General features: G+C 40.3%; 17 protein-coding genes. 6 read left to right on the forward strand and 11 right to left on the reverse strand.

Annotation, left to right across the window (positions count from 1 at the left end; all coding sequences use genetic code 11):
• Window positions 1-18 precede the first annotated feature (18 nt).
• From BK139_RS06595 to BK139_RS06615, 5 genes are all read right to left on the reverse strand, one after another.
• On the reverse strand, window positions 19-1,332 hold the full coding sequence (locus tag BK139_RS06595; RefSeq protein ID WP_076257558.1) for a nucleotide sugar dehydrogenase: 1,314 nt from the start codon (window positions 1,330-1,332) through the stop codon (window positions 19-21).
• A gap of 13 nt (window positions 1,333-1,345) precedes the next feature.
• Window positions 1,346-2,359, reverse strand: a complete 1,014-nt coding sequence (locus BK139_RS06600) for a Gfo/Idh/MocA family protein (protein WP_076257559.1) — start codon at window positions 2,357-2,359, stop codon at window positions 1,346-1,348.
• On the reverse strand, window positions 2,352-3,089 hold the full coding sequence (locus BK139_RS06605) for a hypothetical protein (protein WP_076257560.1): 738 nt from the start codon (window positions 3,087-3,089) through the stop codon (window positions 2,352-2,354). Before BK139_RS06605 ends, BK139_RS06600 begins: the two co-directional genes overlap by 8 nt.
• Before the next feature lie 65 nt (window positions 3,090-3,154).
• Window positions 3,155-4,267, reverse strand: a complete 1,113-nt coding sequence (locus BK139_RS06610; protein ID WP_076257561.1) for a DegT/DnrJ/EryC1/StrS family aminotransferase — start codon at window positions 4,265-4,267, stop codon at window positions 3,155-3,157.
• 269 nt (window positions 4,268-4,536) lie between these two features.
• The gene (locus BK139_RS06615) at window positions 4,537-5,607 is read right to left on the reverse strand and encodes a glycosyltransferase family 4 protein (RefSeq protein ID WP_076257562.1); all 1,071 of its coding nucleotides are present in this window, start codon (window positions 5,605-5,607) and stop codon (window positions 4,537-4,539) included.
• 343 nt (window positions 5,608-5,950) lie between these two features.
• Here BK139_RS06615 and secA2 point away from each other — a divergent pair, with 343 nt between their 5' ends.
• The 3 genes from secA2 (at window position 5,951) to BK139_RS23550 (ending at window position 10,879) form a co-directional block, all read left to right on the forward strand.
• Entirely contained in the window at window positions 5,951-8,320 is a 2,370-nt protein-coding gene (gene secA2, locus BK139_RS06620; RefSeq protein ID WP_076257563.1) for an accessory Sec system translocase SecA2, read from the forward strand.
• Between the two features lie 20 nt (window positions 8,321-8,340).
• Complete coding sequence (locus BK139_RS06625; protein WP_076257564.1) at window positions 8,341-9,231, forward strand: accessory Sec system S-layer assembly protein; 891 nt, start codon at window positions 8,341-8,343, stop codon at window positions 9,229-9,231.
• A 92-nt stretch (window positions 9,232-9,323) separates the two neighbouring features.
• A protein-coding gene (locus tag BK139_RS23550) for an IS3 family transposase (RefSeq protein ID WP_139325605.1) occupies window positions 9,324-10,879 on the forward strand; the annotation gives its coding sequence in 2 pieces (ribosomal slippage) (window positions 9,324-9,963 and window positions 9,963-10,879; 1,557 coding nt in all).
• 685 nt (window positions 10,880-11,564) lie between these two features.
• On the opposite strand, the gene BK139_RS06640 is transcribed toward BK139_RS23550, so the two are convergent.
• From BK139_RS06640 to BK139_RS06665, 6 genes are all read right to left on the reverse strand, one after another.
• Window positions 11,565-13,292, reverse strand: a complete 1,728-nt coding sequence (locus tag BK139_RS06640; RefSeq protein ID WP_076257567.1) for a transglycosylase SLT domain-containing protein — start codon at window positions 13,290-13,292, stop codon at window positions 11,565-11,567.
• 84 nt (window positions 13,293-13,376) lie between these two features.
• Window positions 13,377-14,084 carry a C40 family peptidase gene (locus BK139_RS06645; protein WP_076257568.1) on the reverse strand — a complete coding sequence of 236 codons (708 nt, stop codon included), beginning with the start codon at window positions 14,082-14,084 and terminating at the stop codon, window positions 13,377-13,379.
• A gap of 235 nt (window positions 14,085-14,319) precedes the next feature.
• Window positions 14,320-14,727: a hypothetical protein gene (locus tag BK139_RS06650; protein ID WP_076257569.1), complete on the reverse strand. Its 408-nt coding sequence runs from the start codon at window positions 14,725-14,727 to the stop codon at window positions 14,320-14,322.
• A 266-nt stretch (window positions 14,728-14,993) separates the two neighbouring features.
• A complete protein-coding gene (locus tag BK139_RS06655; RefSeq protein ID WP_076257570.1) occupies window positions 14,994-17,456 on the reverse strand; it encodes a phosphodiester glycosidase family protein in 2,463 nt (820 codons plus the stop codon).
• 157 nt (window positions 17,457-17,613) lie between these two features.
• Window positions 17,614-18,531 (reverse strand): anthrax toxin lethal factor-related metalloendopeptidase, encoded by a 918-nt coding sequence (locus BK139_RS06660; protein ID WP_076257571.1) that lies wholly within the window; start codon window positions 18,529-18,531, stop codon window positions 17,614-17,616.
• A 20-nt stretch (window positions 18,532-18,551) separates the two neighbouring features.
• Window positions 18,552-19,784, reverse strand: a complete 1,233-nt coding sequence (locus tag BK139_RS06665; RefSeq protein WP_274574798.1) for a CAP domain-containing protein — start codon at window positions 19,782-19,784, stop codon at window positions 18,552-18,554.
• Window positions 19,785-19,930: 146 nt separating this feature from the next.
• On the opposite strand from BK139_RS06665, the gene BK139_RS06670 reads away from it, so the two are divergent.
• The 3 genes from BK139_RS06670 to BK139_RS06680 all read left to right on the forward strand — a co-directional run bounded on the left by BK139_RS06670 (window position 19,931) and on the right by BK139_RS06680 (window position 25,130).
• Window positions 19,931-21,391 (forward strand): MBOAT family O-acyltransferase, encoded by a 1,461-nt coding sequence (locus BK139_RS06670; protein ID WP_076257572.1) that lies wholly within the window; start codon window positions 19,931-19,933, stop codon window positions 21,389-21,391.
• Window positions 21,392-21,401: 10 nt separating this feature from the next.
• Entirely contained in the window at window positions 21,402-22,958 is a 1,557-nt protein-coding gene (locus tag BK139_RS06675; RefSeq protein ID WP_076257573.1) for a hypothetical protein, read from the forward strand.
• Between the two features lie 99 nt (window positions 22,959-23,057).
• Window positions 23,058-25,130 carry an NHL repeat-containing protein gene (locus BK139_RS06680; RefSeq protein WP_076257574.1) on the forward strand — a complete coding sequence of 691 codons (2,073 nt, stop codon included), beginning with the start codon at window positions 23,058-23,060 and terminating at the stop codon, window positions 25,128-25,130.
• The last annotated feature ends 30 nt before the right edge of the window (window positions 25,131-25,160 follow it).

Below are 25,160 nucleotides of genomic sequence, written 5' to 3' on the forward strand. Positions count from 1 at the left end.
TCCCTTTACCTTTAGAAATTATAGTTTAACGTACTTGTTTGGCTTTTCAACATCTTTCATTGCATTACGTGTATCGAAGATGACTTTGCTTTCGTCAGCAATCATCTTATAGTCAAAGTCTGAGTGGTCTGTTGTAACAAGAACAAGATCCGAATCATTAAGCAGCTGCTTTGAAAGCTCAACCGTTTCCACTTTTGCACCGCATGATTTGAATGAAGCTACATAAGGGTCAACCACCGTATAGTCAGCTCCATGCTGTTCTAACAGTTCAACAATTTTAAGGACTGGAGATTCACGGACATCATCAATGTCCTTTTTGTATGCCACACCAAGAATGGTTATTTTAGCTCCGCGAAGGGCTTTGCCGTCTTCATTCAGGATTTGCATAGCACGGTTGATTACGTACTCAGGCATACTGTTATTGATTTCTCCGGAAAGCTCAATCAGTCTTGTGTGATAATTGTACTCACGCGCTTTCCATGTTAAGTAGAATGGATCGATTGGGATACAGTGTCCGCCAAGGCCAGGTCCAGGATAGAAGGCCATGAAACCATATGGTTTTGTTTTGGCAGCATCAATTACTTCCCATACATCAATGCCCATTTTTTCACATAGGATCGCCATTTCGTTGGCAAGAGCAATATTGATATGTCTGAACGTATTTTCAAAAATCTTTTCCATTTCCGCAATAGCTGGAGAAGAAACTTCGAACACATCTCCTTCAAGTACATTGCGATAAAGTGCAGAAGCTACTTTTGTACAGTTTTCAGTAATACCGCCAACTACTTTAGGCGTATTTTTAGTTTTGAATTGCTTATTGCCCGGGTCCACACGTTCTGGAGAGTAAGCAATGAATACTGATTCTCCTACTGTAAGGCCTTTGCTTTCAAGAGCAGGCTTTACAATTTCCTCAGTTGTTCCAGGGTATGTTGTTGATTCTAATACAACCAGCATTCCTTCATGCGCATACTTGGCAATTTCGTTAGAAGAGCTTTCAACATATGAAGTATCCGGCTGCTGGTAAATATCAAGCGGTGTTGGCACACAAATCGCCACTGCATCAACTTCCTGAATTTTAGCGTAGTCTGTTGTTGCTTCCAATCTGCCGTCCTTAATCATATCGGCAAGATCCTGATCCACAACATCTCCAATATAGTTAATCCCCATATTAACTTGCTCTACACGGGCAGCCTGTACATCAAAGCCAATTACTTTATATCCCGCTTTTGCTTTTTCTACAGCAAGCGGAAGGCCCACATAGCCCAATCCTACTACACCAATAACTGCTTCTTTATTCTCGATTTTATTTATTAATGTCTGATATGCACTCATCTTGCATTCTCCTTTACTTTATAACGACTTTTTTCCCAGTTTCTGCTGATTCTAAAATTGACAGTATCAATTTTACAGGAGCTAAACCGTCTTCTCCAGTTACAATTGGGTTACGGTTTTCTTTCAATGCAAGTACCATGTCTTCAATAATGCATTGATGGCCTGGCTTGCCGAATGGATCTGCTTTAATTTCATCTTTAATTTTCTCGGCTTCTTCTTCCTCTACACCCTCGATATCCCATGTTTCAATGTAGTTTGCATTTCTGCCGGAGATTTTAACCGAAGCAGTCTCACCGAAAATCGCAAGCGATTCTTCCAGATTTTTCGGATAGATGGTAGTCGCTGCTTCAATTACGCCCAGTGCCCCGCTCTTGAACTGAACAACTGCTGCTGCAACATCCTCAGTTTCGATTTTACGGAGGCGTGTCGCTGCCATCGCCTGAACAGACTCTACAGGTCCCATCAGCCATAGCATAAGATCAAGATCATGGATAGCCTGGTTCATAAGAACGCCGCCATCAAATTCTTTCGTGCCTCTCCATGCTGCCTGATCATAATATGCCTGATTGCGATTCCAGCGCACAGTCGCATTCGCATGGCTCAGCTTTCCGAATGAACCTTTATCCATTTCAGCCTTCAGCTTTTGAATAGCCGGACGGAACCGGTTAGGATGGACAACAGCAAGCTTTACGCCATTTTCACTGGCATATTGAATCATATCTTCAGCATCCTGAAGCTTTAATGACATCGGTTTTTCAACAATAATATGTCTTTTATGATCTGCAACAATCTTCGTTAGTGCTGCATGAAGTCCGGAAGGAACACAGATATTCACCACATGGATATCCGGATTTTCTTCCAGCATTGTATTTAGATCGGTATATTTCTTTACATTAGGATTGTCAATCTCAAGTCTTGCCGGGTTGTTATCGCAGATTGCATACAGGTTTGCATTTTCCGCCTTCTCAATTGCCTCGATATGCTTATTTGCGATATGTCCCATACCTACAATAGCAAAATTAATCATTGTAGTATCTCCTGCCTTCACTTAGATATTTCAGTAATGCCAATAATGCGACGGTTAGTACAAGTCCCAGGATTAGGCCGATGGCTGCGCCTTCTTTTAGGTAGTTTTTGCTTGGGGTTACAGTTTCAGTTAAAACTCTCGGCTTCTCCTTTTGGTAAAAAAGCAAATCACTACTCATGCGGTTGAGAGTGGCGGCCGCATCAGTAAGCTCTTTCTCAGTTTCAATAATTAAAGCCGTTACATCCTCATATTGGTCGGGATCTAAACCTTTCTCAAGTTCCTGTTTATAACTTTCAATTGCTTTTTCAAGAACTGAAACTCGTTTATTTAGTGATTGGACATAAACATCTGACGTTTGAAATCTTTCATCGAAATGTTTTACCAGCATTCCCCTGTATGTCTCGGTTATTTTGTCGAGCCTGTTCGCAATATCCTTTTTATTGTCTCCTTTTAAGACGAATTTCACCTGCTTAGAAGTTACAACTATCTCTAGATTTTTTTCATCCTCAAATGTTGCTTCAATATTATTTTGGCGTGTCAAATCCGGTGAAGTAATAGAACCTGTATAAACCAGTGCCTGCCCCGTATATGGCATATCCTTCTTCAAAAAATAAACCGCTCCGCCAATCAGCAGCATCGTGATAATCGGAACAATTAAAAAATAATGCTTTCGTTTCCAGAAGTACATAAGGTATTCATATAGTACAAATCGTTTCTTTTCTTCTCTCATTCCAACACCAGCCCTTTGTAAGCATGTAAAGAAACGCCCCCAGTCCGGCGGCGTTTCCTGGATTTTTATTTACCGTAAAATTCTGCAATTTTCTCTACGACATACTCCTGCTGCTCTCTTTTCAGCTCAGGGAACATTGGCAGAGAAAGGGCTTCTTTAGCCGCTTTTTCAGTTATAGGAAGATCTCCTTCTTTGTAGCCCAGCTCCTGGAATACTGGCTGAACATGCAATGGAAGCGGGTAGTAAATCATTGTTGAAACCCCTTGCTCCTGAAGGTACTTCTGAAGCTCATCACGATTTTCCACTCGCAGTGTGTACTGGTGGAAAACATGATAATTCCCTTCTTTTTCAACAGGTGTTACAACATGGTCACCCACTTTTTCCTTTAGAAGGCTAGTGTATGTGTCCGCGTTCTTTCTGCGCATTTCGCTCCATGTATCCAGGTGAGGGAATTTCACGTTTAATACAGCAGCCTGAAGCTCATCCAGGCGGCTGTTATAGCCCAATACATGGTGATAATATTTCGGCTTGCTTCCATGCACACGGATGACACGGCATTTTTCTGCTACGTCATCATTATCCGTAACAATCATGCCTCCATCTCCGTATGCTCCAAGGTTTTTCGTTGGGAAGAAGCTGTAAGTAGCAGCTGTGCCAAGCTCCCCTACACTTTTTCCGTTATGCTTTGATCCAATTGCCTGTGCAGCATCTTCAACAATCGCAAGGTTATGCTTTTCAGCAATTTTCGCAATGCTTTCCATATCAGCCATTTGGCCGTACAAATGTACAGGTATGATCGCTTTCGTTTTCTCTGTAATCGCCGCCTCGATTTTGGACGGATCAATATTAAATGTTACTGGGTCAATATCCACATAAACAGGCGTAGCACCAGCACGGGCGATTGCTCCGCCGGTAGCAAAGAATGTAAATGCAGTTGTGATTACTTCATCTCCAGGGCCGACTTCTAAAGCCTGAAGCGCAATATGTATGGCGTCGCTTCCGTTACCGCAGCCAATGCCATGATTAACATTACTATATTTCGCAACATCTGCTTCTAATTTTTTTACATTGTCCCCAAGGATAAATCTTGAAGAACTCATAACCTCATCAAGAACTTCCAATACTTCAGATTTTAATCCCTGGTACTGTTCACTGAGGTCAAGCATAGGTACTTTCATTAAGAATACCTCCAAAAATAAATAAAATTAAAATTCACAAGTTAGTTTACCACAACTTCTAATAATATAATGATCAAAATATGACAAAAAAAGTATAAGATATTACCTTTTTCGACATAAATTCCACATAAAGAAGAACAGTGATTTTTCACCTTTTAAATTCTTGCATATTTTTTTGAAAAAGGGAAATAATAAGCGATAAAATTTCTTAAAAAAACCGTTTGCACCATAAAATGCTACAAACGGTTTTAATTTTTATAAAATTATCGTTACTTACCATATGAACGGTTGCCCGTCAGCTTTTTAAACAGAGTTAGCACCGGCTTATACTGAACATGGACAATGCCAATGATTTCAGCAAATACTTCTGTAACTACAAGCAGGCCGAAGATGATAAAGACAGATCCCCATAAAGTGGACTCTGACAGGATAACAGCACTAATACTGAACATAATCCCAAAGGCATATATCGCTAATACGGTATTCCTGTGGGAAAATCCAAGCGCAAGAAGTCTATGGTGCAAATGCGATTTATCAGGTGCCGAAATCGGCTTTTTATTGACAATCCGCCTGATAATGGCAAATGTCGTATCAAAGACCGGCACACCCAATATAATAATCGGTACAAGAAAACTGAACAGGGTTACACTTTTATATAGCCCCAGCAGAGAAAGAATGGAGATTGAATACCCAAGGAACAGAGCACCTGTATCTCCCATGAATATTTTCGCCGGGTGGAAATTGTAAAATAAAAACCCGATAATACTTCCCAGCAAAATAACTGAAATCATTAAAATCAGCATTTTGCCATTTAATCCAGCCATGATGGCAATAGTTGCAATTCCAATAGCTGAAATTCCGGCTGAAAGACCATCCAGGCCATCAATCAGATTGATTGCATTGGTAATCGCCACAATCCAGAACACTGTAATAGGATAGCTCCACATTCCAAGCTCAAAGTTTCCTATATAAGGGATCGAAAGCAAATCGATTGTTAGACCGCTGGCAACAATTAAACCGGCCACAACTAATTGTCCGGCGAATTTCACCTTTGCGGATAATTCATATTTGTCATCCAGAATCCCGATTGCAACAATCAAAAGAGCACCAACGCTAATGGCTGTGACCTTCTGGTCGTATAACCCGCCCGCAAAATAACCGGCGACGACTCCGATGAAAATCGCAAGACCACCCAATCGGGGCATCACATTTTTATGAACCTTTCTGTGGTTCGGTTTATCAATCGCACCGATTTTTATGGCGAACTTTATGACAAGCGGCGTAATGACTAAGACAGTTACAAGAGATACTAGAAAAGCTATAGCAGCTTGAATATACATTCATCATCACCTTTTGCAGAGGTTAGTTTTATTGTTAGCTTAATCATGAATATCGTAACACATATCTTTAAATACGCAATGTTTTTTTAATTGGAAGGTATATTTCATACCTTTAAAGGAAAGAATATTAATTTGATTCGCATTCCCTCTATTCCCGATTTGCCAGTTATTACTCCACCTTCCTTTCCACATAATAAACAGACGTGTCTATTTACAGGAAAGTTACAAAGACTGTCCTATTATTCTACAATTATACTAGAAATTTCTTCCACTTCAACAAAAATATGCCCAATATGATATAATTCGACTAGGTCAATTTTTACTGGAAATAGAGGCGAAAAGTATGCTAACAAAGGTTAAAATGATGCTCAGTGACTCCACCCGCGAAATTAAAAGGCTGTCAAAATTATCCGATGCTGTAAACAGTAGGGAAAAAGAGATCCAAAAGCTATCCGACGGTGAACTAAGGCAAAAGACTGCCATGTTCATGGAAGATATTAAGCAGGGCAAATCACTTGAAGACATAAAGATAGAAGCATTCAGTGTTGTCAGAGAGGCAGCAATACGTGTATTGGGACTTAGGCATTATGATGTTCAGCTGATTGGCGGTTTTGTCCTTCATGAAGGAAGCATTGCCGAAATGCAGACAGGAGAAGGGAAAACACTGGTGTCCACTCTTCCAAGCTACCTTCATGCTCTGGAAGGCAAAGGAGTTCATATTATTACTGCCAATGAATACCTGGCAAAACGTGATTTTGAGCAAATGGGAAGGGTACATGAATTCCTCGGACTCAAAGTCGGTTTGAACATCTCGCAAATGTCTCCTGAAGAAAAGAAAGAAGCCTACTCTGCTCACATTACATATGGAACCGGAAATGAATTTGGCTTTGATTATCTCAGAGATAATATGGTTTATGACATCAATCAAAAAGTGCAAAGAAAGCTTCATTATGCCATCGTCGATGAAATCGACAGCATCTTAATTGATGAAGCCCGCACTCCGCTGATCATCGCCAATAAATCCAGTCTTGGAGCTGAATTATTCTATATTACTGCCGACCTGATGAAGTCATTCAAGGCCGACGCAGAATATGAATTTTACCCAGAAACCAAGCAGATTTATCTAAAAGATGAAGGCGCTTATAAGATTGAAGCAGCTTTTGGCATTGATAATTTATATGATGCCGAGCATCAGGATCTCCTTCATAATGTTATGCAGTCTTTACGGGCATATGTGGTAATGAAGAAGGATGTTGATTATATCGTAAAAGACGGAAAGATTATCCTGATAGATAAATTCACTGGAAGAATAATGGAAGGCAGAACCTTCAGTGAAGGCCTTCACCAGGCACTGGAAGCTAAGGAAGGCCTTGAGGTTACGGAAGAGAATGAAACACAGGCGACCATTACCATTCAAAATTATTTTCGGATGTACGGAAGCCTTGCCGGAATGACCGGGAGCGCAACCCCTTCCAAACAGGAATTTTTGGAAACGTATAATTTAAAAGTGGTAACCATTCCTACAAATAAACCAATACAGCGTTCAGACGAAGATGATTTAATCTTTAAAGATTACCAATCCAAGATTAATAGAATCATAAAAGAAGTTAAAACTCTTCATGAATTAGGCAGACCTATTTTAATAGGAACAACTTCGATTGAGCAGTCCGAAAAACTGTCTGATCAGCTTAAAAAACATAGCATTAAGCATCATATCCTAAATGCCAAGACTGAAGAAGATGAAGCGCGCATCATTTCACTTGCAGGTCAAAAAGGCCAGGTTATGATCGCGACCAACATGGCCGGCCGGGGCACGGATATTCTGCTTGGCGAAGGCGTCAAAGAATTGGGCGGACTTCATATTATCGGAACAGAGCGCCACGAAAGCATGAGGATCGATATGCAGCTGCGGGGACGGTCCGGAAGACAGGGTGACCCGGGCTCTTCCCAGTTCATTGTTTCATTAGAGGACGATCTTTTTATCAACTATGATCCAGATGAAATGGAAAAATATCTGAAAAAGATTAAAACGAATGAAGCGGGACTTATTCTATCTCCTGACCCAAATAAATTCGTGCGCCGCGTCCAGGAAACGGTTGAACACTCACATCATTCATCAAGAAGCCATCTGCTGAAACTGGATGATGTAATCGACCGCCAAAGCAAAGTCATCTATTCAATGAGAGACAGGCTATTAAAGGCTGAGGCAAGTGAGACATTCCCTGAAGTAACAAGCTATATCAAAAAATATCTATTGCAGATCATTGATAAATACTGTACTGAAGACATCGCGAGCGGAGAATGGAATCTAAATGGCCTTTTAGAAGAGCTTAGCTTTGTATTTATTCAGTTTAATATCAGCCTGTATGATCTTCAGGACAAAGAAAAAGAAGAGATAACTGATTTAGTCATGAAGGAATATGCAGAGCTTGAGAATCAGATTCTTTCCCTTCAGGAAGAGGAAGAGCTGGGAAATCAGCTGCAGAGATTTATGCTTCAGCTGATTGACGCGAACTGGATTCAGCACCTGGAAGTCATGACGATCATTAAAGATGGCATCCACCTGCGAGGCTATGGACAGGAAGACCCTTACCGCCTTCTTGAAAACGAGGCACTAGCCGAATTCAATCGACTGATGTTCGAAATTGAATCAGGGATCAGCCTCCGATTTATCGAATATCTAAAAAGTCAATTCCAGGCTTCAGAAGAGTAACTCGAGGGGGAACTTATAGAATGGCTTTATTTAAAAGAAAAGCAAAAAAAGAGAAAACACCTGAACAGGATCAGCAGCAAGAACTGCAGCAGAACGAAATTAATGCTGATCAGGATGATCTTGTAAAAACAACATTATCATTTCATCCTGACTGGGAGCTAACCAGCCAGGAGAAATATGTATATCAATTCAAACACCAGCAGCTTCCTCTGCTTAAGCCAAACCAAATTGCCATAAACGGCATTAAGCTCATTAATTTTGATGAAGGATTTGTGGTTGTCGCCATTCTGAGGAATACACTGCCTAAAGCTATTCGTTTCGAGGCAGTAGACCTTCTTTTATTGGACGAAAATGGCCAGGCCATTGCGAAAAAGCAATTTGAGCTTGATGGCATGGATGAGCTTCCATCTATGACATCACGCCCATGGCGCTTCCTCTTCTCATCAGAAGATAAGCTTGTTGATAAGATCCCTGAAGAAGGCTGGAAGATCGCTTTTGAATTGAAAAAATCAGCGGCTGTCCATCAGCTGGATCTTGAAGAAAGCTGGGAAAATCAGATTTCCCCTTCCCAAAAAGAACATCTGGAGAAAATGGTTTCTTCCTTGCCTGCTCTATCCCCTGGCGAAGTAAACTTCATGGGAATAGAAGCCAAGCATGGAAGCGAGGGAAACCTGGCTGTTACGGTCCTAATTCGAAATGGCAGCGAAAAAAATATCCAGCTGGAACAAATCCCTCTCATCGTAGAAGACGCTGCGGGAGATATCATCTGCCAGGGCGGCTTCAAGCTTGAGAAATTTGAAGTAAAAGCCAACACAAGCAAGCCTTGGACTTTTATCTTTCCAAAAGAGCTTGTTCAAAAACAGCAGCCGGATTTATCCAAGTGGAAAGTTTACCCGCCTCAGAAAAAATAAGAATAAAGTCCCCGTTCCGGAAGTGATATGCTCCCCTTTAGGTAGACAGATTAAAAAATAAAAATCTGGCTGCTTATGGGGGAGTATTTATTATGTCTAAAAGATCTTACTCTGCAGAAGAAAAATACGAGATATTAAAGGAATTAGACGAGCATTATTCAACATATAAACTTGAGTCAAAATATAACGTACACCCTTCAACGATTTTGGAGTGGAAACACAAGTATGATAAGTGTGGTTTTGAAGGTCTAAAAGAGTCTTCCACTTGGAAAAAGTATTCCAAGGAATTGAAGCTAGCTGCCATTAGAGATTGTCTGTCTGGGGAGTATTCTATACGTGAGGTTGCTAGATTGTATGAAATATCAGATGCTTCTGTCCTTAGAGGTTGGATAAAGAAGTATAATAGTCATAGAGATTTAAAAGATACGTCACCAGGAAGGGCGAGCTCTATGACTAAAGGAAGAAAAACGACTTGGAAAGAACGAATACAAATTGTAATTGATTGCTTGGGGAACGGAAAAAATTATCAAGAAGCAGCTAATACTAATAATGTTTCTTACCAACAAGTCTATCAATGGGTTAAGAAGTATGAAGATGGAGGAGATGAAGCGCTAAAAGATAAACGTGGTAATAAGAAAGAAGAAACTAACTTGACTCCAGAAGAGAAAATGAACCTTCAAATGAAAAAATTAGAAAGAGAAAATGAACGGTTACGTGCAGAGAATTTATTTTTAAAAAAGTTAGAGGAGATCGAAAGGAGGCGAAAATAAGCCAAATCCGATTTGAGGATAAGTATGTCGCTATTCAAGAGCTTCACCTGAATGAAAGTTTAAGTATTAGTTTACTTTGTGAAATTGCTGGTATTGCACGATCTGCATACTATAAGTGGCTAAATCGTACTCCTTCATCCAGAGAAATATTGAATAAAGAAATCATCAAAGAGATGAAAATTCTCCATGAAAAAGTTGACGGCATATTCGGTTATCGTCAGATGACCCTTCACATGAATAGAAAGTTTGAGGAGAAACTTAATCATAAAAGAATCGATCGGTTGATGAAAGTGGCTGGATTACGTTCTGTCATTCGTGTCAAGAAGAAGCAATATAAACGCTCTACACCTCAACATGTGGCAGACAATATATTAAATCGTGAATTTACAGCCGAAAAACCAAATGAAAAGTGGGTAACGGACGTTACAGAACTTAAGTATGGCCAATCAAAAAAGGCCTATTTAAGTGTGATTCGTGATCTTTATGACGGATCCATTATAAGTTATGTTCTAGGACACTCCAATAATAACCAACTTGTATTCAAGACACTTGATCAAGCCACAGCACTATTGAATGGAGAACACCCTCTTATCCATAGTGACCGTGGATTTCAATACACCTCTAAAGGGTTCAAACGTAAAATAGATGCGGCGGAGATGACACATAGCATGTCACGAGTGGGTCGGTGTATTGATAATGGGCCAATGGAGTCTTTTTTTGGGACACTGAAATGTGAGAAGTATTATTTACATAAATATAAGACATTTGAGGAACTTACTACTGCGATGGATGAGTACATACATTTTTATAATCATGAAAGATATCAAAAAAGATTAAACGGCCTTAGCCCTATGGAATATAGAACTAAAGCCGCTTAAATCATTTTTATTATTTCTACTGTCTACTTGACAGGGGGCAGTTCAAAGTGGAGCGGGGTTTTTGTATTTGTAACTCTATTTTTTGTGGAGCTGCAGAGGATTCGGTCGTTTATCTTTCTTGTGTTACCTTCTTATTGGAGTGATGAGGGATTCTATTTGCAGGTTTTGCCGGTCTATTTGCAGGTTTTCAATTCTATTTGCAGAAGCACACATTCTATTTGCAGATTGCCTCTTTATATGCAGAACTCGGGATTCTATTTGCAGGGTGGCACTGTCTATTTGCAGAACAGAGGATCTATTTGCAGATCCCCCCGCTCTATTTGCAAATTTACCATTCTATTTGCAGAATGGCACCGTCTATTTGCAGGTTTTCAATTCTATTTGCAGAATGGCACCGTCTATTTGCAGGTTTTCAATTCTATTTGCAGAAGCACACATTCTATTTGCAGATTGCCTCTTTATATGCAGAACTCGGGATTCTATTTACAGATTGCCTTTCTATTTGGAGAACAGAGGATTCTATTTGCAGATCCCCCCGCTCTATTTGCAAACTTACCCATTCTATTTGCACAATACAACATTCTATTAGCAACCGCCCGCCCCCCTCCAATTTGCACACTTCACATACTTACTGCTCTCACCCCATCAAAAAGAGGCTCCCCAAAGGGAACCTCTAATTAAATAATTATTTCAGCCCAACAGATGCTGCATAGCCTTCTTTTCCATTAACTGAGACTTTGTACCAGCTGAATAGGTTGTATTTATTGTTATCTTCAATAGGGCCATCCAGAATTGTGATGCGCGTGCCCTTTGCAAGCGACGTTCCAGATCCTGCAGTTGAAGGTTTATCCCGGAATGTTGCAGCTCCAGAAATAACGATGCTGTCCCCTTTTTTAAACAGCTGAGTGGATGGGGTTTGTTTGCCAGTTGTATATTTCATTTTGCTGCTGAAGATAGCCTGTCCAGTTGAAGGATTATAAGAGATTTCCAAGTCATCCTTATTAATTGCCTCAGCATCTACTTGTGCCCACTTGCTGATATTGCTGTATACTTTCAGCTGATAAGGCTCTTCCGAGAAATTAGGATCATTGAACTTAGAAAGTCCATTGTATGCCATTATGGCAAAATACCAATTTTCCAATACCTCTTTATCCCCGTCATTTACAACAGGAATTCTGGAACCTGAATACTTCCATTTTTCTAATAGGATTTGAATTCCGGTTTCAATGTTTATGCCAATATCATATTTGGCTTTTTCCCAATTATAGCGGTCATCATGCTCATCCAGCGGAGTTACCTGCATGATTCCATAACCGTTATCCGGGCTTTTAAATACTTCTCCACGCTCAGTGAATTGCTGAAATGCGCCATTTTCGGTTAAAGCGATTGCTTTCACTAATTCTGGAGGAATGCCGGCTGCAGCTGCTTTTGTTGTCAGCAGATGTTTTAGATCTTCGATTGGCATTTGCACCTGTTTCATTTCACTTTTAATGGCGTCTGTAAACATCTGCTTAGATGCAGGGTTTTTAATTTCCTGGCTCAGTTTCACAGCTGAATCGTATAAGGCTGGAACCTTTGCATCGGAAATACCAGGCTTTACTAGTTCACGGAGCTCAAGGACCTGGTCGTTAAGAAGGGATAGATCCTTATATTCCGCATCTTTAATGCTCTCGGGAATCTTCCCTTTAAGAGTTTCCCATTCGGTGCGCAGCTGCTTTTTATATGTTTCCTGCGGAGTTACCTCTAAGAACATTAAGATTTTCTTGGCTTCTTTTAGAACGGTGTCATTCTGCCCTTTTGCCAGTGAAGATGATACCTGATCAAGAGCCATTTTAACGGTGACAGGATAACTTAGTTCATCCCTTAATGCTTCTGCAGATTCTTTAAAATTAGCACGAATGGCTTCCCTTGTGGTTTTGCCATAGACAGGATCCAGCAGAGCGGCTTGTTTCTTAATTTCATATGAAAGCTCATGGTAGGCCTTTACTGTTTCACTTGAGAGGATACCCTGTTCCAGCTGACTTTGCAAAAAGTGCTTCTTTTCTTCTATTTTCTTCCCAGCGGAAATTGCATCAATATAATAAACGGCCCGCTTGATCTGAAGCTGGCTTTCATCCAGTTTCGCCAAGTATGTCTGCTTTTTGCTGGAACTCAAAGTATTTACCAGCTTGATAGCTTCACTATAAGCTTTTTTTGCGGCGTTATACTCTGCATACGGTCTGGTTACACCATCGCCTGACCATTCAATGGAACATGCCCTTCTTAATATTTGAGAAGCTGACACAGACTTTTGAACAGCATTTTCAATTTGAGTGATAGAAGCTGCTTCTGTATTGCTGACATTTACAACAGCGGCAGCCGGAAAAATAAGAGATGCAGATAATAATACTTTCAAACCTTTTCTATTAGACAAAATTATATCCTCCTACAAAATAAAAACTCTTGCTATTTTAATTATAACAAGAGTTTAATAGATTATTAACCGTATTTTGGAAATTTATTGTCCAACAGGAACATATTCAATATACGATTCCATATTTGTTATATAAAGTTGAGATCCGAGGTTATATTGCCCTCCAAACAGGGTATCATAATTGTAAACACGGTACTTTTCGCCTGGATTTAAAATTCGAACCATCTTTAGCTTATTATTTTCCGTGCGCTGCCAGAGATTGATTTTCTTTTTAACATAAACCATGCCGATTTGACCTTGTTTAACTGGAACGGCAGCAGCCATTCCCTTTACACTTTCCTGTGGGACAACTCTCTTAGCACCTATGTATCTGCTCTTATAGTAGCTCATATCCATGCTGTTGATCATGATTCCGTCATCACTATCTGCATGTATAAATTTGTTGTCTCCCGTGTAGATGCCTGCATGTGATGCACCAGGCTTATAAGTAGTGAAAAAGACAATATCTCCAGGAAGAAGTTCGCCTTTGCTGACAGATTCTCCTGTTTTATATTGATCAGCCGTTGTTCTTGGAAGCTTTACACCATGCTCACTGTATACATAGGTTAAAAATCCTGAGCAGTCAAACCCTTTCGGTGTTGTTCCTCCCCATTTATAAGGAACGCCCTGCATCTGTTTTGCCAGTTTAACAATACTGTCCGGAGTTGCTTCTGCAGCACTTGCAGACTGATGAGTAAAAACCAATGGCAATGCCAGCAATAACACCAGCGCCTTAAGTAAGACTTTTTTCATAGTATGTATCCCCCTGTGAAACTTTTGGTATATATTAATTATCAAAAAATTATGTAATTAGTACTGATAATTAGATTTTATCCTATTATTAGACAAGATTCTATTTCATTTTCATAACAATATCGCGATAATATTACAAAGTTATTACAATAAACAGTGAATTATACCGAAAGATGTAGAATTTCACTTAATACGCAAAAAAAAACAGACCATCTTTAAGATAGTCTGCAGACTTTTAGCTAAATAGCGGCCATTGTCTCTGGTATTCGTCGCCCTCTATTTTTTCTAACGTTCTATATTTCAGAGGCAAAAGTGCATCTTCTGATATTTTCAAAAAACTTTTCCCGATTTCGAATGGAATGAGATCAAACTGATCTTCGTTCTCAGCAATAAAGTAGATTCCAGCCACCTTGCCTTTTTGTGACAAATCTATGTTCAGGAAAGATGGATAATAGGTATTATTATTTGCTTCCAGAATAGCCTTAGCCGTTATAGTGCCATCTTCTTCTTTTTCGATTGGATCATTGCTGATCTTCTCCAGAACCTTCGATGCCCACCCCTGCTTCTTATAACCGCCGATAATTTTAGGAGGATTCTCCTTTAATTGATTTACTAAATCCTGCATTTCTTTTGACTGTTCCATTGGTTAACAATACTCCCTCCAATGTTACGATGTTATTATACAGCTGCATTTGTATATATGAAACTAGTGTTTCATTATACCCCAATTATATAATTATGGACAATTTCAGTAATTAGAGTAGCATAATTACTAATTTTCTGCAATTTACACCCTATATTTCCATAACAAGCCTATAATATATTAAACGTATAAACAATATTAAATTTATGGTAACCCGCTTGTAAAAACAGAGAAAAGACTGAGTTTATGCACTCAGCCTTCTAAAATCATTCATACACTGCCTGAATTTGATCGATAAAAATTTGACCTCTATTTTTAAGTTCATCACTAACCTGCATATATCTTACAGGGATTTCCAAGGAATAAGGAGCTGTCAGCCCTGCCGGAATGTCTGCTTCAACATATTTCCAGCCAGTCCAATCAAGGTTCTTTGTGTAATCAAGCTGAACCTCTTTGCCTGCCGCATCCTTTAACTGACTGCGAAGCCAATGTCCTTTATTATCGCCATAAACCCACATGCCAATTTTTTTAGGTGATCCCATGATTGGGATAGGTTCTTTCTTTAAGGCATAAACACCGGAAGTTCCTGTTGTTCCAATAAAGTTATACGCCAATTTCAGTGATTTCTTTCCTTCTTTAACATATACCGATTCAGGGGCAGCCATAACTGACTCATATCTTGCTCCGGATGCCTGCCATCCGCTTGTATCGCCTTCAAAATCCTCAATGATAACAGGACCCGGATTTCCGGCGATCACTTTAATTTCAGCAGATACTTTGCCATGTGAAACAGTAATTGTGCCTATTCCGTCCTTGCCGGAAGCTTTAAAGATTCCGTTTTCAACTGTTCCTAAATCATCTGATACCGTGTAAGTAAAGGCTGATGGATCTGTTACGACTTCCATGCCTGCATGGTAGCCGGCAGCGGGAACTGCTGCTGTTCCGTTTTTATCCACGATGATTGTATCCTTTGTCACTTTGATTGAATCCAATTCGTTCGTAATGCTGACAGAAACATTGCCTGAGACTTTACCAGAGGCCGCCGTAATCGTACCTTTTCCAGGCATTTCTGAAGCTGTAAAGGATCCATCAGAATTAAATTGGCCACTATTCGATGTCCAAATAATAGGATCTTTTAAGCTGACAGGATTATTATTCTTGTCGACACCTTTAGCAGCAATCTTCAAGTCTTTATAAGATGCACCAGCAAATAATGTGATTTCCTCAGGGTTAAGCAGCAGTCTATAAAGCTCACCAGCTTGCTTGCGTGCAATGATCAGCAGGGAGTTCGAGACATTCCTCTCTCTGCCGTCGGAAGGGTTATTAACCACACTTGTTGTTGTTTCCCCCTGCTTTCTTGTCACCATTGTCGATGATCCGCCGCCATCAAAGGTAATGGCCTCAACAGCTCCAAAGTCTTTCATAACCTTAGCCAGATCTGTAAGAGTGACTCCTTTGCTTTGAGTTCTTCTTCCGTCAATTACAACTGCAAATACAGATCCATCTTCCTTAATTCCGATCGCTGTTCTTGGGTGGGCGCCTGCAATATTAAAGACTTTTGCCTCTCCGCCTTTAACCAGGTGGTAGCGCCCGCCTATTGCCTGCTGTACCCGGTCCCATTCAGGATTATCATAGCTTGCGTTAATCGTAATGGAGTCACCGGCTTTGAGTGATTTTAAATAATCACTGCCGGCAGCATGGCCTGACAGGATGAACTCACCAGGATTAAGCGCTGCACTTCCTTTTCCGATTATCACTTCTTTTACGGTAGCAGTGACCTGGCCATTTCCATTCAGCTGCCCTGTCAGATTCGAAAGCACCACTTCAGTACCTAATTCATTCGTCATTGTATTGCTTGCGAAATAAGGTGTATAAAGAACCAAGTGGCCCGCAAATCTCCGTTTATTAACAGAATTAATCAAGTACGGCTTCTGGCCATTTGCAGACACACTAAGCAAAACTTCCGGGTTGCCGATCATCGCTTTTCCGCTGAAGCTGACACCGAAAATCGTTCTTTCATTGACTGGAGTTGTATTCGTGGTAACCAATTCACCATTATGTACAGTTAAATCAGTTGGAGCACCATTTGAATCGAAATAGTCCCCATTTACCCCGGCAATTACATACTTTCCTTCTTCTTCTTCACGGTGTGCCATACTGTTAACCGTTTCGAATCCGATCATTTGGTCTTTAGCCAGGGAAGTCTCAAAAGAAATCTGGCTCGTTTTCTGGTCAACATCCAGCTTGTAGATTTCCTGATTCCCTTTAGAACCTTCTACAGAAAGCTTGGACTGTGTGACACCAGGTGCAAGCACAGCTGTCTGCTCCTGGGTAACTGTTCCTAAAGTTAGTTTGGTTCCATATAATTCAGGATTCACAAGCTTAAGCTTTAGCTTTGATGGCGTTTTGTATTGAACATAGCCTTTCATGTTGGTCACAAAGTACTGGCCCCCAACACCATATTGACCGCCAAAAGCTGAATCATATCGGTAAACCCTATATGCTTCACCAGGATTTAGAACCCTGACAAACTTCAATTTATTATTTTCCCTTTTCCATAGGTTAATAGGCTTAAGGATATCCACCTTGCCTATTTGGCCTTTAACCAGCTGCATTCCTTCCCAATATACGGCAGGCGCTGAGGCTGAAGCCTTCTTTGCAACATACGAAAAAGGGGACATGATCCCGGACAAAAACAAAAGACAACACAATAAAATTTTCTTCTTCATTACTCTCTCCCTCTGATGTACTATTTTCACAATAAGTCTATTATACGACAAAATACCAATTATTTTCCTATGATTCTACAAAAAAGATAGAATGGTATATATTACCTTAATAAAAATAGTCCACATAAAAAGCCTTGCCCGTCAGGACAAGACTACATTAATGCAGGTTTTCAAAAAACACCGCCGTTAATGGTGCTTTCTTTTTAAGTAATTTTCTCGTTTCTTCATTTAGATAGTACATAGCAAAGGTTTCTGCAAAATATTCTTCGGGATAATTTTTATAGTAGGAATTATCTCCAAAGAGAAGGACTCTCTCTTTCCCCCAGATTTCATTAAAACCTTGCGCAGACGATAGATTATTATATACCAGGCTGTCAATCGTATGTGCGATCTCATGCAGTTCAAGGTTGCTGGAGCTATGGCCGTTGCCTGGCTCGCTGTAACCAATCCGTATTGCCACTACAGAAGATCCGCCAATGCCGGGAACATCATCCCAGGTTCTATTTGTTCCTTCCCATCCTCTTGGCACTTGCCCTTTCAGATAAGCGTATTCAGGAAGATTGGTGATTGGGGCAGCAGTCAGTTTAATCTTAACCCCTTTTTCCTTTAATTTTCCTAATAGAGAAATAGGTATTTTGCTGATTCTGTTTTTTATATTTGAAACCTCCGGGGACTGCTCATAGCCTTTATCAGCAATAATAAGCTGATTCACAAGTCCCTCCTGTTCAGAATAGGACTTATGCAAGTCTGCCAGCTTAGACTTTGAAGGGGTCTCATATATAACTCTGTCTTTCATATTGGTAATATAATAGGATCCGCCAACCCTGAATTGCTGACGTTCCGGAACATAGCCATATACCCTGTATTGGTCTTTGGGATATAAGATGCGCACAAACTTAAGACTGCTGCCTTCCAGACGCCATAAGTTGATAGGCTTTGTGACAGTTACCCGGCCTATTTGCCCCTTAACCAACTCTGCTCCATCCCAATAGACCTTAGCAAAACTGTCTTTCGGGAATGCAAACATAAACAAAGCAGAAAATAGAAGGAACACTATAAATCTTCTATTTCGCATGTGCTGGCACATCCTTTATTTTAATAAGGTGTAAAGAAATTTTGTGTATAGTAAGGAATCGCTGTTTCCTTTTGGAACTGTACCCCTGCACCTAAATGAGTGTATTGAGCATTCAGGATGTTTTTACGGTGACCGGCCGAGTTCATGAGAGCTTCATGAGCAAAAATGCTGCTTGAATAGCCCATTGCAATATTTTCACCGGCATATAAATAATGAATCCCTTCCTTTTCCATCCTTTGAAAAGGGCTTTCGTTTCTAAGATTCATGTGATCAAAGAAATCATTTTCGGCCATATCCAAACTATGTTTCCGCGCCGAATTTTGGGCAGCTGAATTCCAGGTGACAGCTGCCAGTCCATTATCCGCCCTTGCAGCATTAACCAAATCAAACATTTGCATTTCCAGGCTCTTCTGAAGGCTGGAGCCAGGCGCGCCATAATGGCTTGCCTTCCGGTTTTCCAGCTTCCTTGAAATGAGCTGAATGCCAGTAACATTGCCTTTCTTATGAATATCATAGAACACAGTAATGTATGAATCTCTCTTATAATATGTCTGCTGCTTATCATTATTGACCATTACATAATTTACATTATTTTTATTGATGTAATTTATTGGCGTGCCCAATGCTGAAGTTACCCCTGATCTGGACGAGCCCTTAAAAATGCCAAAACTGTATAGTCTTTGGCTATTTGAATAAATGAATTCTGCTTTATTATCCACATACCCTATCATATAAAAATTCCGGTATTGATTATGATAAGTGTGCCAGGAAACGCCATACTCACCGAGAGATATCCGCTTTTCCTTTCCCAATTTTGCTTCAATAGATGATTTGCTGTCGCCTAGTTTAATGGAAGCACCGATGATTTCCAAGGATTCCTTCTTACAGGCAAGAGCTTTCTTTTTTGCTGCAGAAGGGGTTTCGTATTTTATTTTGGAATCCCGATTCAAGTACATGCCGCCTCCAACACTGAGCATGTCAGGCTTAAAAGCATATATTCGGTAAGTTCCCCCTGCTTTCAAAGTCTTCTGCTGAACCTTTGTGCTGCCTGATAATTTATAAAGAGGTGTATCCTTCAATACTGTTAATCTGCCAATTTGTCCAACTTTCAGTTCAGCCCCATCCCACCAGACCGGCTGGGTCCCTCTTGAACCTTCACACCTTTCCGCTGCATCTGCGGAAGAAAATGGAGGAATACTGATGAATATGGCAATCATAAAAAACAGGGCTGCCAAAACCTTTTTTTTACCCAAGATACACCCTCCAATTCGAAATATTCTTATTCCTATTCTAGTAGATTTAAGGTAAACAGTATAGTAAAAGTTGGGGTCCTTCCACCAGCTTCTTTCCATGATATAATGGGGACTGCACGAACATTTTGGAACAGGTGGAGAATACGTTGATTTTTAATTCCTATGAATTTATTTTTGCTTTTTTGCCTGCTGTTTGGATTGTCTATTTTTTACTGAATAGATGGCAGCTTTTCTTTATAAGAAATATCTGGCTTGTGATCAGCTCTTTATTTTTTTACAGCTGGTGGAATCCTGTCTATCTCCCATTAATTTTTATTTCCATGCTGCTGAACTACTATATTGGCACATTGCTTGGAAAGGCCGGGAGCCGGCGGGGAGCCAAACTGCTTTTGACTGCCGGCGTAACTGCCAATCTTGCAGCTTTAGGTTATTATAAATATTATGACTTTTTCATAGACAACCTTAATGCTTTATTTAGCACAAATTTTGATTTATTACACCTTGCTTTGCCGCTTGCCATCAGCTTTTTTACTTTCCAGCAGATTGCCTATCTTGTTGATGCTTACCGGAAAGAAACGAAAGAGTATGATTTTTGGAAATATGCATTGTTTGTCAGCTTTTTTCCGCAATTGATTGCAGGGCCAATTGTGCACCATAACGAAATGATGCCCCAGTTCTCCAGGGAAAAAGCACATAGAAGATTTCATTACGAGAATTTCGCAAAAGGAATTTTCATTTTTTCAATTGGGCTGTTTAAGAAGGCTGTTATTGCAGATACTTTTGCTGTCTGGGCTACAGCTGGTTTTGACCAGGCAGAGGTGCTGACTTTTATCGAAGCCTGGATCGTATCTTTATCCTACACCTTCCAGCTCTATTTTGATTTCAGCGGCTATACTGATATGGCCATGGGGGCAGCGCTTCTATTTAATATCCGGCTTCCGGTTAACTTTAACTCACCGTATAAGGCAGTTAATATTCAGGACTTCTGGAAGAGATGGCATATGACGCTGACGCGTTTTTTAACCCAATACTTATACATTCCCCTTGGCGGAAATCGCAAGGGAATCCCCAGAACCTACGTGAATGTTTTTCTTGTTTTTTTCGTCAGCGGTTTATGGCATGGTGCCGGCTGGACATTCGTACTATGGGGAACACTGCATGGAGCTGCTTCACTTCTGAACCGTTTGTGGCATCAGCTCGGCTTTAAAATGAACAAGTTTCTTGGCTGGTTTATCACCTTTCAGTTTGTCAATTTTGCCTGGGTATTTTTCAGAGCTCAAACATGGGAAGATGCAGAAAAAGTGTTAAAAGGCATGGCTGGAATGAGCGGGTTCACTTGGCCCGAACAGCTCACATCCCTTTTTGCGCCTTCAGCCGTTCAGGCGGTGGAAATACTCTCTATTAACGCCGCAACTGATACATCCCTTTTATACATGCTTTTCATCCTGGCAGGTGCCTTCGCGGTCACTTTATGGGCTAAGAACTCAGTAAGATTGATGGATCAGCTTAAGCCTTCCTGGTTTTCTGCGTTCTTCATCTGTGCCTTGCTTCTGATTTCTTTCTTTAGCATGACAAGAGTCAGCGAGTTCTTATATTTTAATTTTTAGGTGGTTAATCATGAATGTTTATAAAAAATGGCTGTTAAAAGTCCTGGCTGCTTTTATGATTTTAGGCTGTCTCTTCGCCATGCCGATTGCTGTATTTAACTATACGACAGATCCATTATGGATTTTCCCGCATAAAAATGAATGGAATGATGTGCAGCAGGGTTTTAATGAAAGACAGCAGAAAGTAAACAAATTTAAATATGGGAAAGAACAGTATGATGCCCTTTTATTGGGAAGCAGCCGCTCTACTTATATAAACCAGCATGATTTTAAAGATTTGAAGGTGTTCAATTTTGCTGTAAGCTCTATGTACGCAGAGGAGTATAAAGGATATATTGACTACGCCAGGGAACTCAACGGAAAACCGTTTGAATATATTTTCCTGGGTCTGGACTTTTTCGCTACAAATAAATACCGCGAGCTTGCCGAAGAAAAACCGGAATTCTATACAGGACAGGCTGACAGCTATCTATACAGAATCAAGTCGACTGCGTCCTTTGATACTTTGAAAAAATCTATATCTGTTTATCAATCATCGAAAAAGAATCAACCTGTATTCATAGATCATAGGTATTATAATCGTAATAATGTGGCTATGCCTTTCCCTGTGGATGATCAATTAAGACAAGCCAGAATTGAAACGAATATCTATCAATTTTTCCAAAATAATGAACCCTATGAGTATGACCCTAAAGTAATGGAGATGCTGAAACAGCTTAAGGCTGAAAACCCGAAAACTAAATTTATTGTCTATACAACACCAGTTACCCTTCCGCGTTTTGTCATTGAAATGCAGAATGAGGAATACCTGAAAGGTTATGAGCGCTGGCTTATGGACCTGACGGAAACCTTTGGCACCGTGCATCACTTTATGGATATAAACGAAATGACAAGGCACTTGCCAAACTTTATAGACTCCCATCACTTCACTCCTGATGCAGGGACAAAAATAGTTCAGGCTATTTGGAATGACAGAAACGATTTCGGCGTTACCCTGAATAAAGATAATGCAGAAGCCGAAATTGCAAAGATTAAGAAGGAAATCAAAAAATCAGAAACAGAAGCTTATGACTACCTCATACCCATCGGTTCGAAGAGTCCGTCTTATTCTTTTGTCCCGCCAAATTTCGAAGCATTTTCAGCTGAAGACTGGCTTAGCCAGCTGATGCCGATGAAATTGCTCGGAATGGATGGTGATTTTCAGGTAACGGAAGGAAACACCGGCGGCATGGTATTAAAACCCATGAGTGAAAGCCAGAATGCAATTCAAGCAGGCTTCAGCCTGACGGACATGAACATCTCTGCTTCTGAAGAGCTTACTTTTATCGTTTCTCTGAAAGGAAAAACAGCCAATCCAGGTGACGTGCAATTATTTATCCAGGATCAGGTGAACGGCCAATGGGAAAGAAAAGCATATAATACCATTCCTGCTGAAGATGTTTCCCGCTCCTTTAAAGTATCGAAAAAAATCAGAAAAGGCGCCGAAAATGTTATGGTTGGAATCCATTGGAAGAATGCAGATTCAGAGGATCAATGGATACAGATAGATACCGCTGATATTTACTAGTGAGAAGAGCCATGCTCCAACAAAGGAGATGGCTCTTTTCATTATTGGATAATTATAGTAATGTAGGAACTGATTACTATAAAGTCTTTGGGGGAAAATATGAATCTATCCAAGTTAAAAGTCAATTACATTCTAGCCGCATCTCTCATTGCTGCACCCGTTTTCTTTTCCAGTGCAGCATACGCAGAAGATTTAACAGATCAGGAGGAGAGTATTGAATTGGATGACAGCCAGACACCTTCTCAAGAAGAAGCAGATCCATCACAATTGCTAAAAGAAGAAATAGACCCGGCAATCGAAAAGATTGGGCCCCAGGTATTCCACGGAACTGCCCTTGCAGCAGCCTACGGGGAATCACCTGAAAACAAGCCCTATATGTACATCATTCAGCACGGGACTCCATCCGCTTTATCTATCGTCAACCTGACCACAGGAAAAACAGAAAAGACTTACACACTTGAAAATTCCACAAGTGCTTGGGGAATTGATGTGGATGCAGATCAAAATGTCTGGATCGGAGGAACATCAGGCGGGCATATTTACAAGTACGATCCTGCCTCTAAAAAGCTGACTGATTATGGAAATAAACTTAAGCATAGCCGGGATACCTCTATCCAGGACCTGCACGCCGCCGGAGGAAGAATATACGGATCCACAGCTTATAATGGAACGGTATTTTCCTATATACCTGAAACAGGTGAAAGAAAAGACTATGGTCAAATTATAAGAGGCAAAGAATTTGCAAAAAGTGTTTACTTTGATGAAGAACAAGAGAGCATTTTCATGGGAATCGGATCGAAGGCTGAGCTTATCCGCTATAATATCCGCACAAAAATCAGGGATCGTTTCCTGCCTTGGGAATACCGGATGGAGAAATACGTATCAGATATTCAAGTGGCAGGCGAGTATTTATTTGCCAAATTGGATCCAAGCCCCAAAGTGCTGGTTTTTAACAAGAACACATTAGAATGGCTTGATGAGTTTGATTCAACGTCTAAAACCGTGTCTGTGAAGTCACCATTAGAAGAAGCTGTGTATTATACAAACAATGAAGAGCTGTACGCTTATTATTTTAAAACTCAGGAAACGGTAAAAATGAATGTTCCCCTTGAAGGAATGAACGTAATAAATATAGATTTTGTGGAAATGGGAACAGAGGATTACCCCGGGTACACACTGACGGGATTGTTAAGCAATAACGGGGATTATTTTACCTATAATTTAGAGACCCGGGAATTTAAGATTCATCAGGCAAAACTTGCTCCACTTCCAGTCACTTTATATACAATGGGAGTGACACCTGATAGAGATAAGATCATTATTAATGGCTATATGTCAGGCGGACTCGGCCTCTTTAACATTGCAAGCGGTGAAACAGAAGAAGTGAAGGGCATCAGCCAGGTTGAATCTATGGCATACTTAAATGACAAGCTATATTTTGGAGCCTATCCAAAAGCGAGAATCCTGGAATACGATCTGACAAAACCGTTTGAAGGCCAAAATATAAATGAAATTGCCCGTTATAAAGACGTGGGCCAAGAAAGGCCAACTGCCATGCTTGGGATTAATGAGACCAACCAGCTGTTCATAGGCACTTATCCTGAAACAAGCACGGGCGGCGGACTGCTGTCTGTTTATAATCCTGAAACAAAAGAAACCATTAATTATGAAAACTATATAGAAAACCAAAGCATCATTTCACTTGTAAAAGCCGGGGATCATATTTATGGGGGAACATCGGTGTATGCCAACCATGAGCGTGCAAAGAGTGATGCAGTGTTATTCCGCTTTCCATCTGATTCACCTTCAGATAAAGAGGAGCTAAACTTCCCAATAAAAGCTGCCATGATTAATGCGTTAACTCCTTACGAAGAAAACTATATCTTCGGTATGGCAGACGGAAAACTGTTTAAATACGATATCGAATCCGGTCAAACCAAGCAGGTAATGATTGTACCAGCCATTTCCGGCCGCTTTAAAAATGCGAATCTGCAATTCGGAAAGGACCATTACCTATATGGAACAGTAGAAGGCGTATTATTTAAAGCAAATCCGAAAACAATGGAAGTCACACTGATCAAAAAAGAAGGTGCCCATGACTTAGCCATCGATCAGAATGGCCATATATATTTCAGAAACGAAGCAGACATGTGGAAATACGAACCTAAATAGAAATAAAAATTCCCTGCCTCAATTAGACAG

The organism is Paenibacillus sp. FSL R5-0490 (genome assembly GCF_001956215.1).
Lineage (GTDB): Bacteria > Bacillota > Bacilli > Bacillales > Cytobacillaceae > Cytobacillus.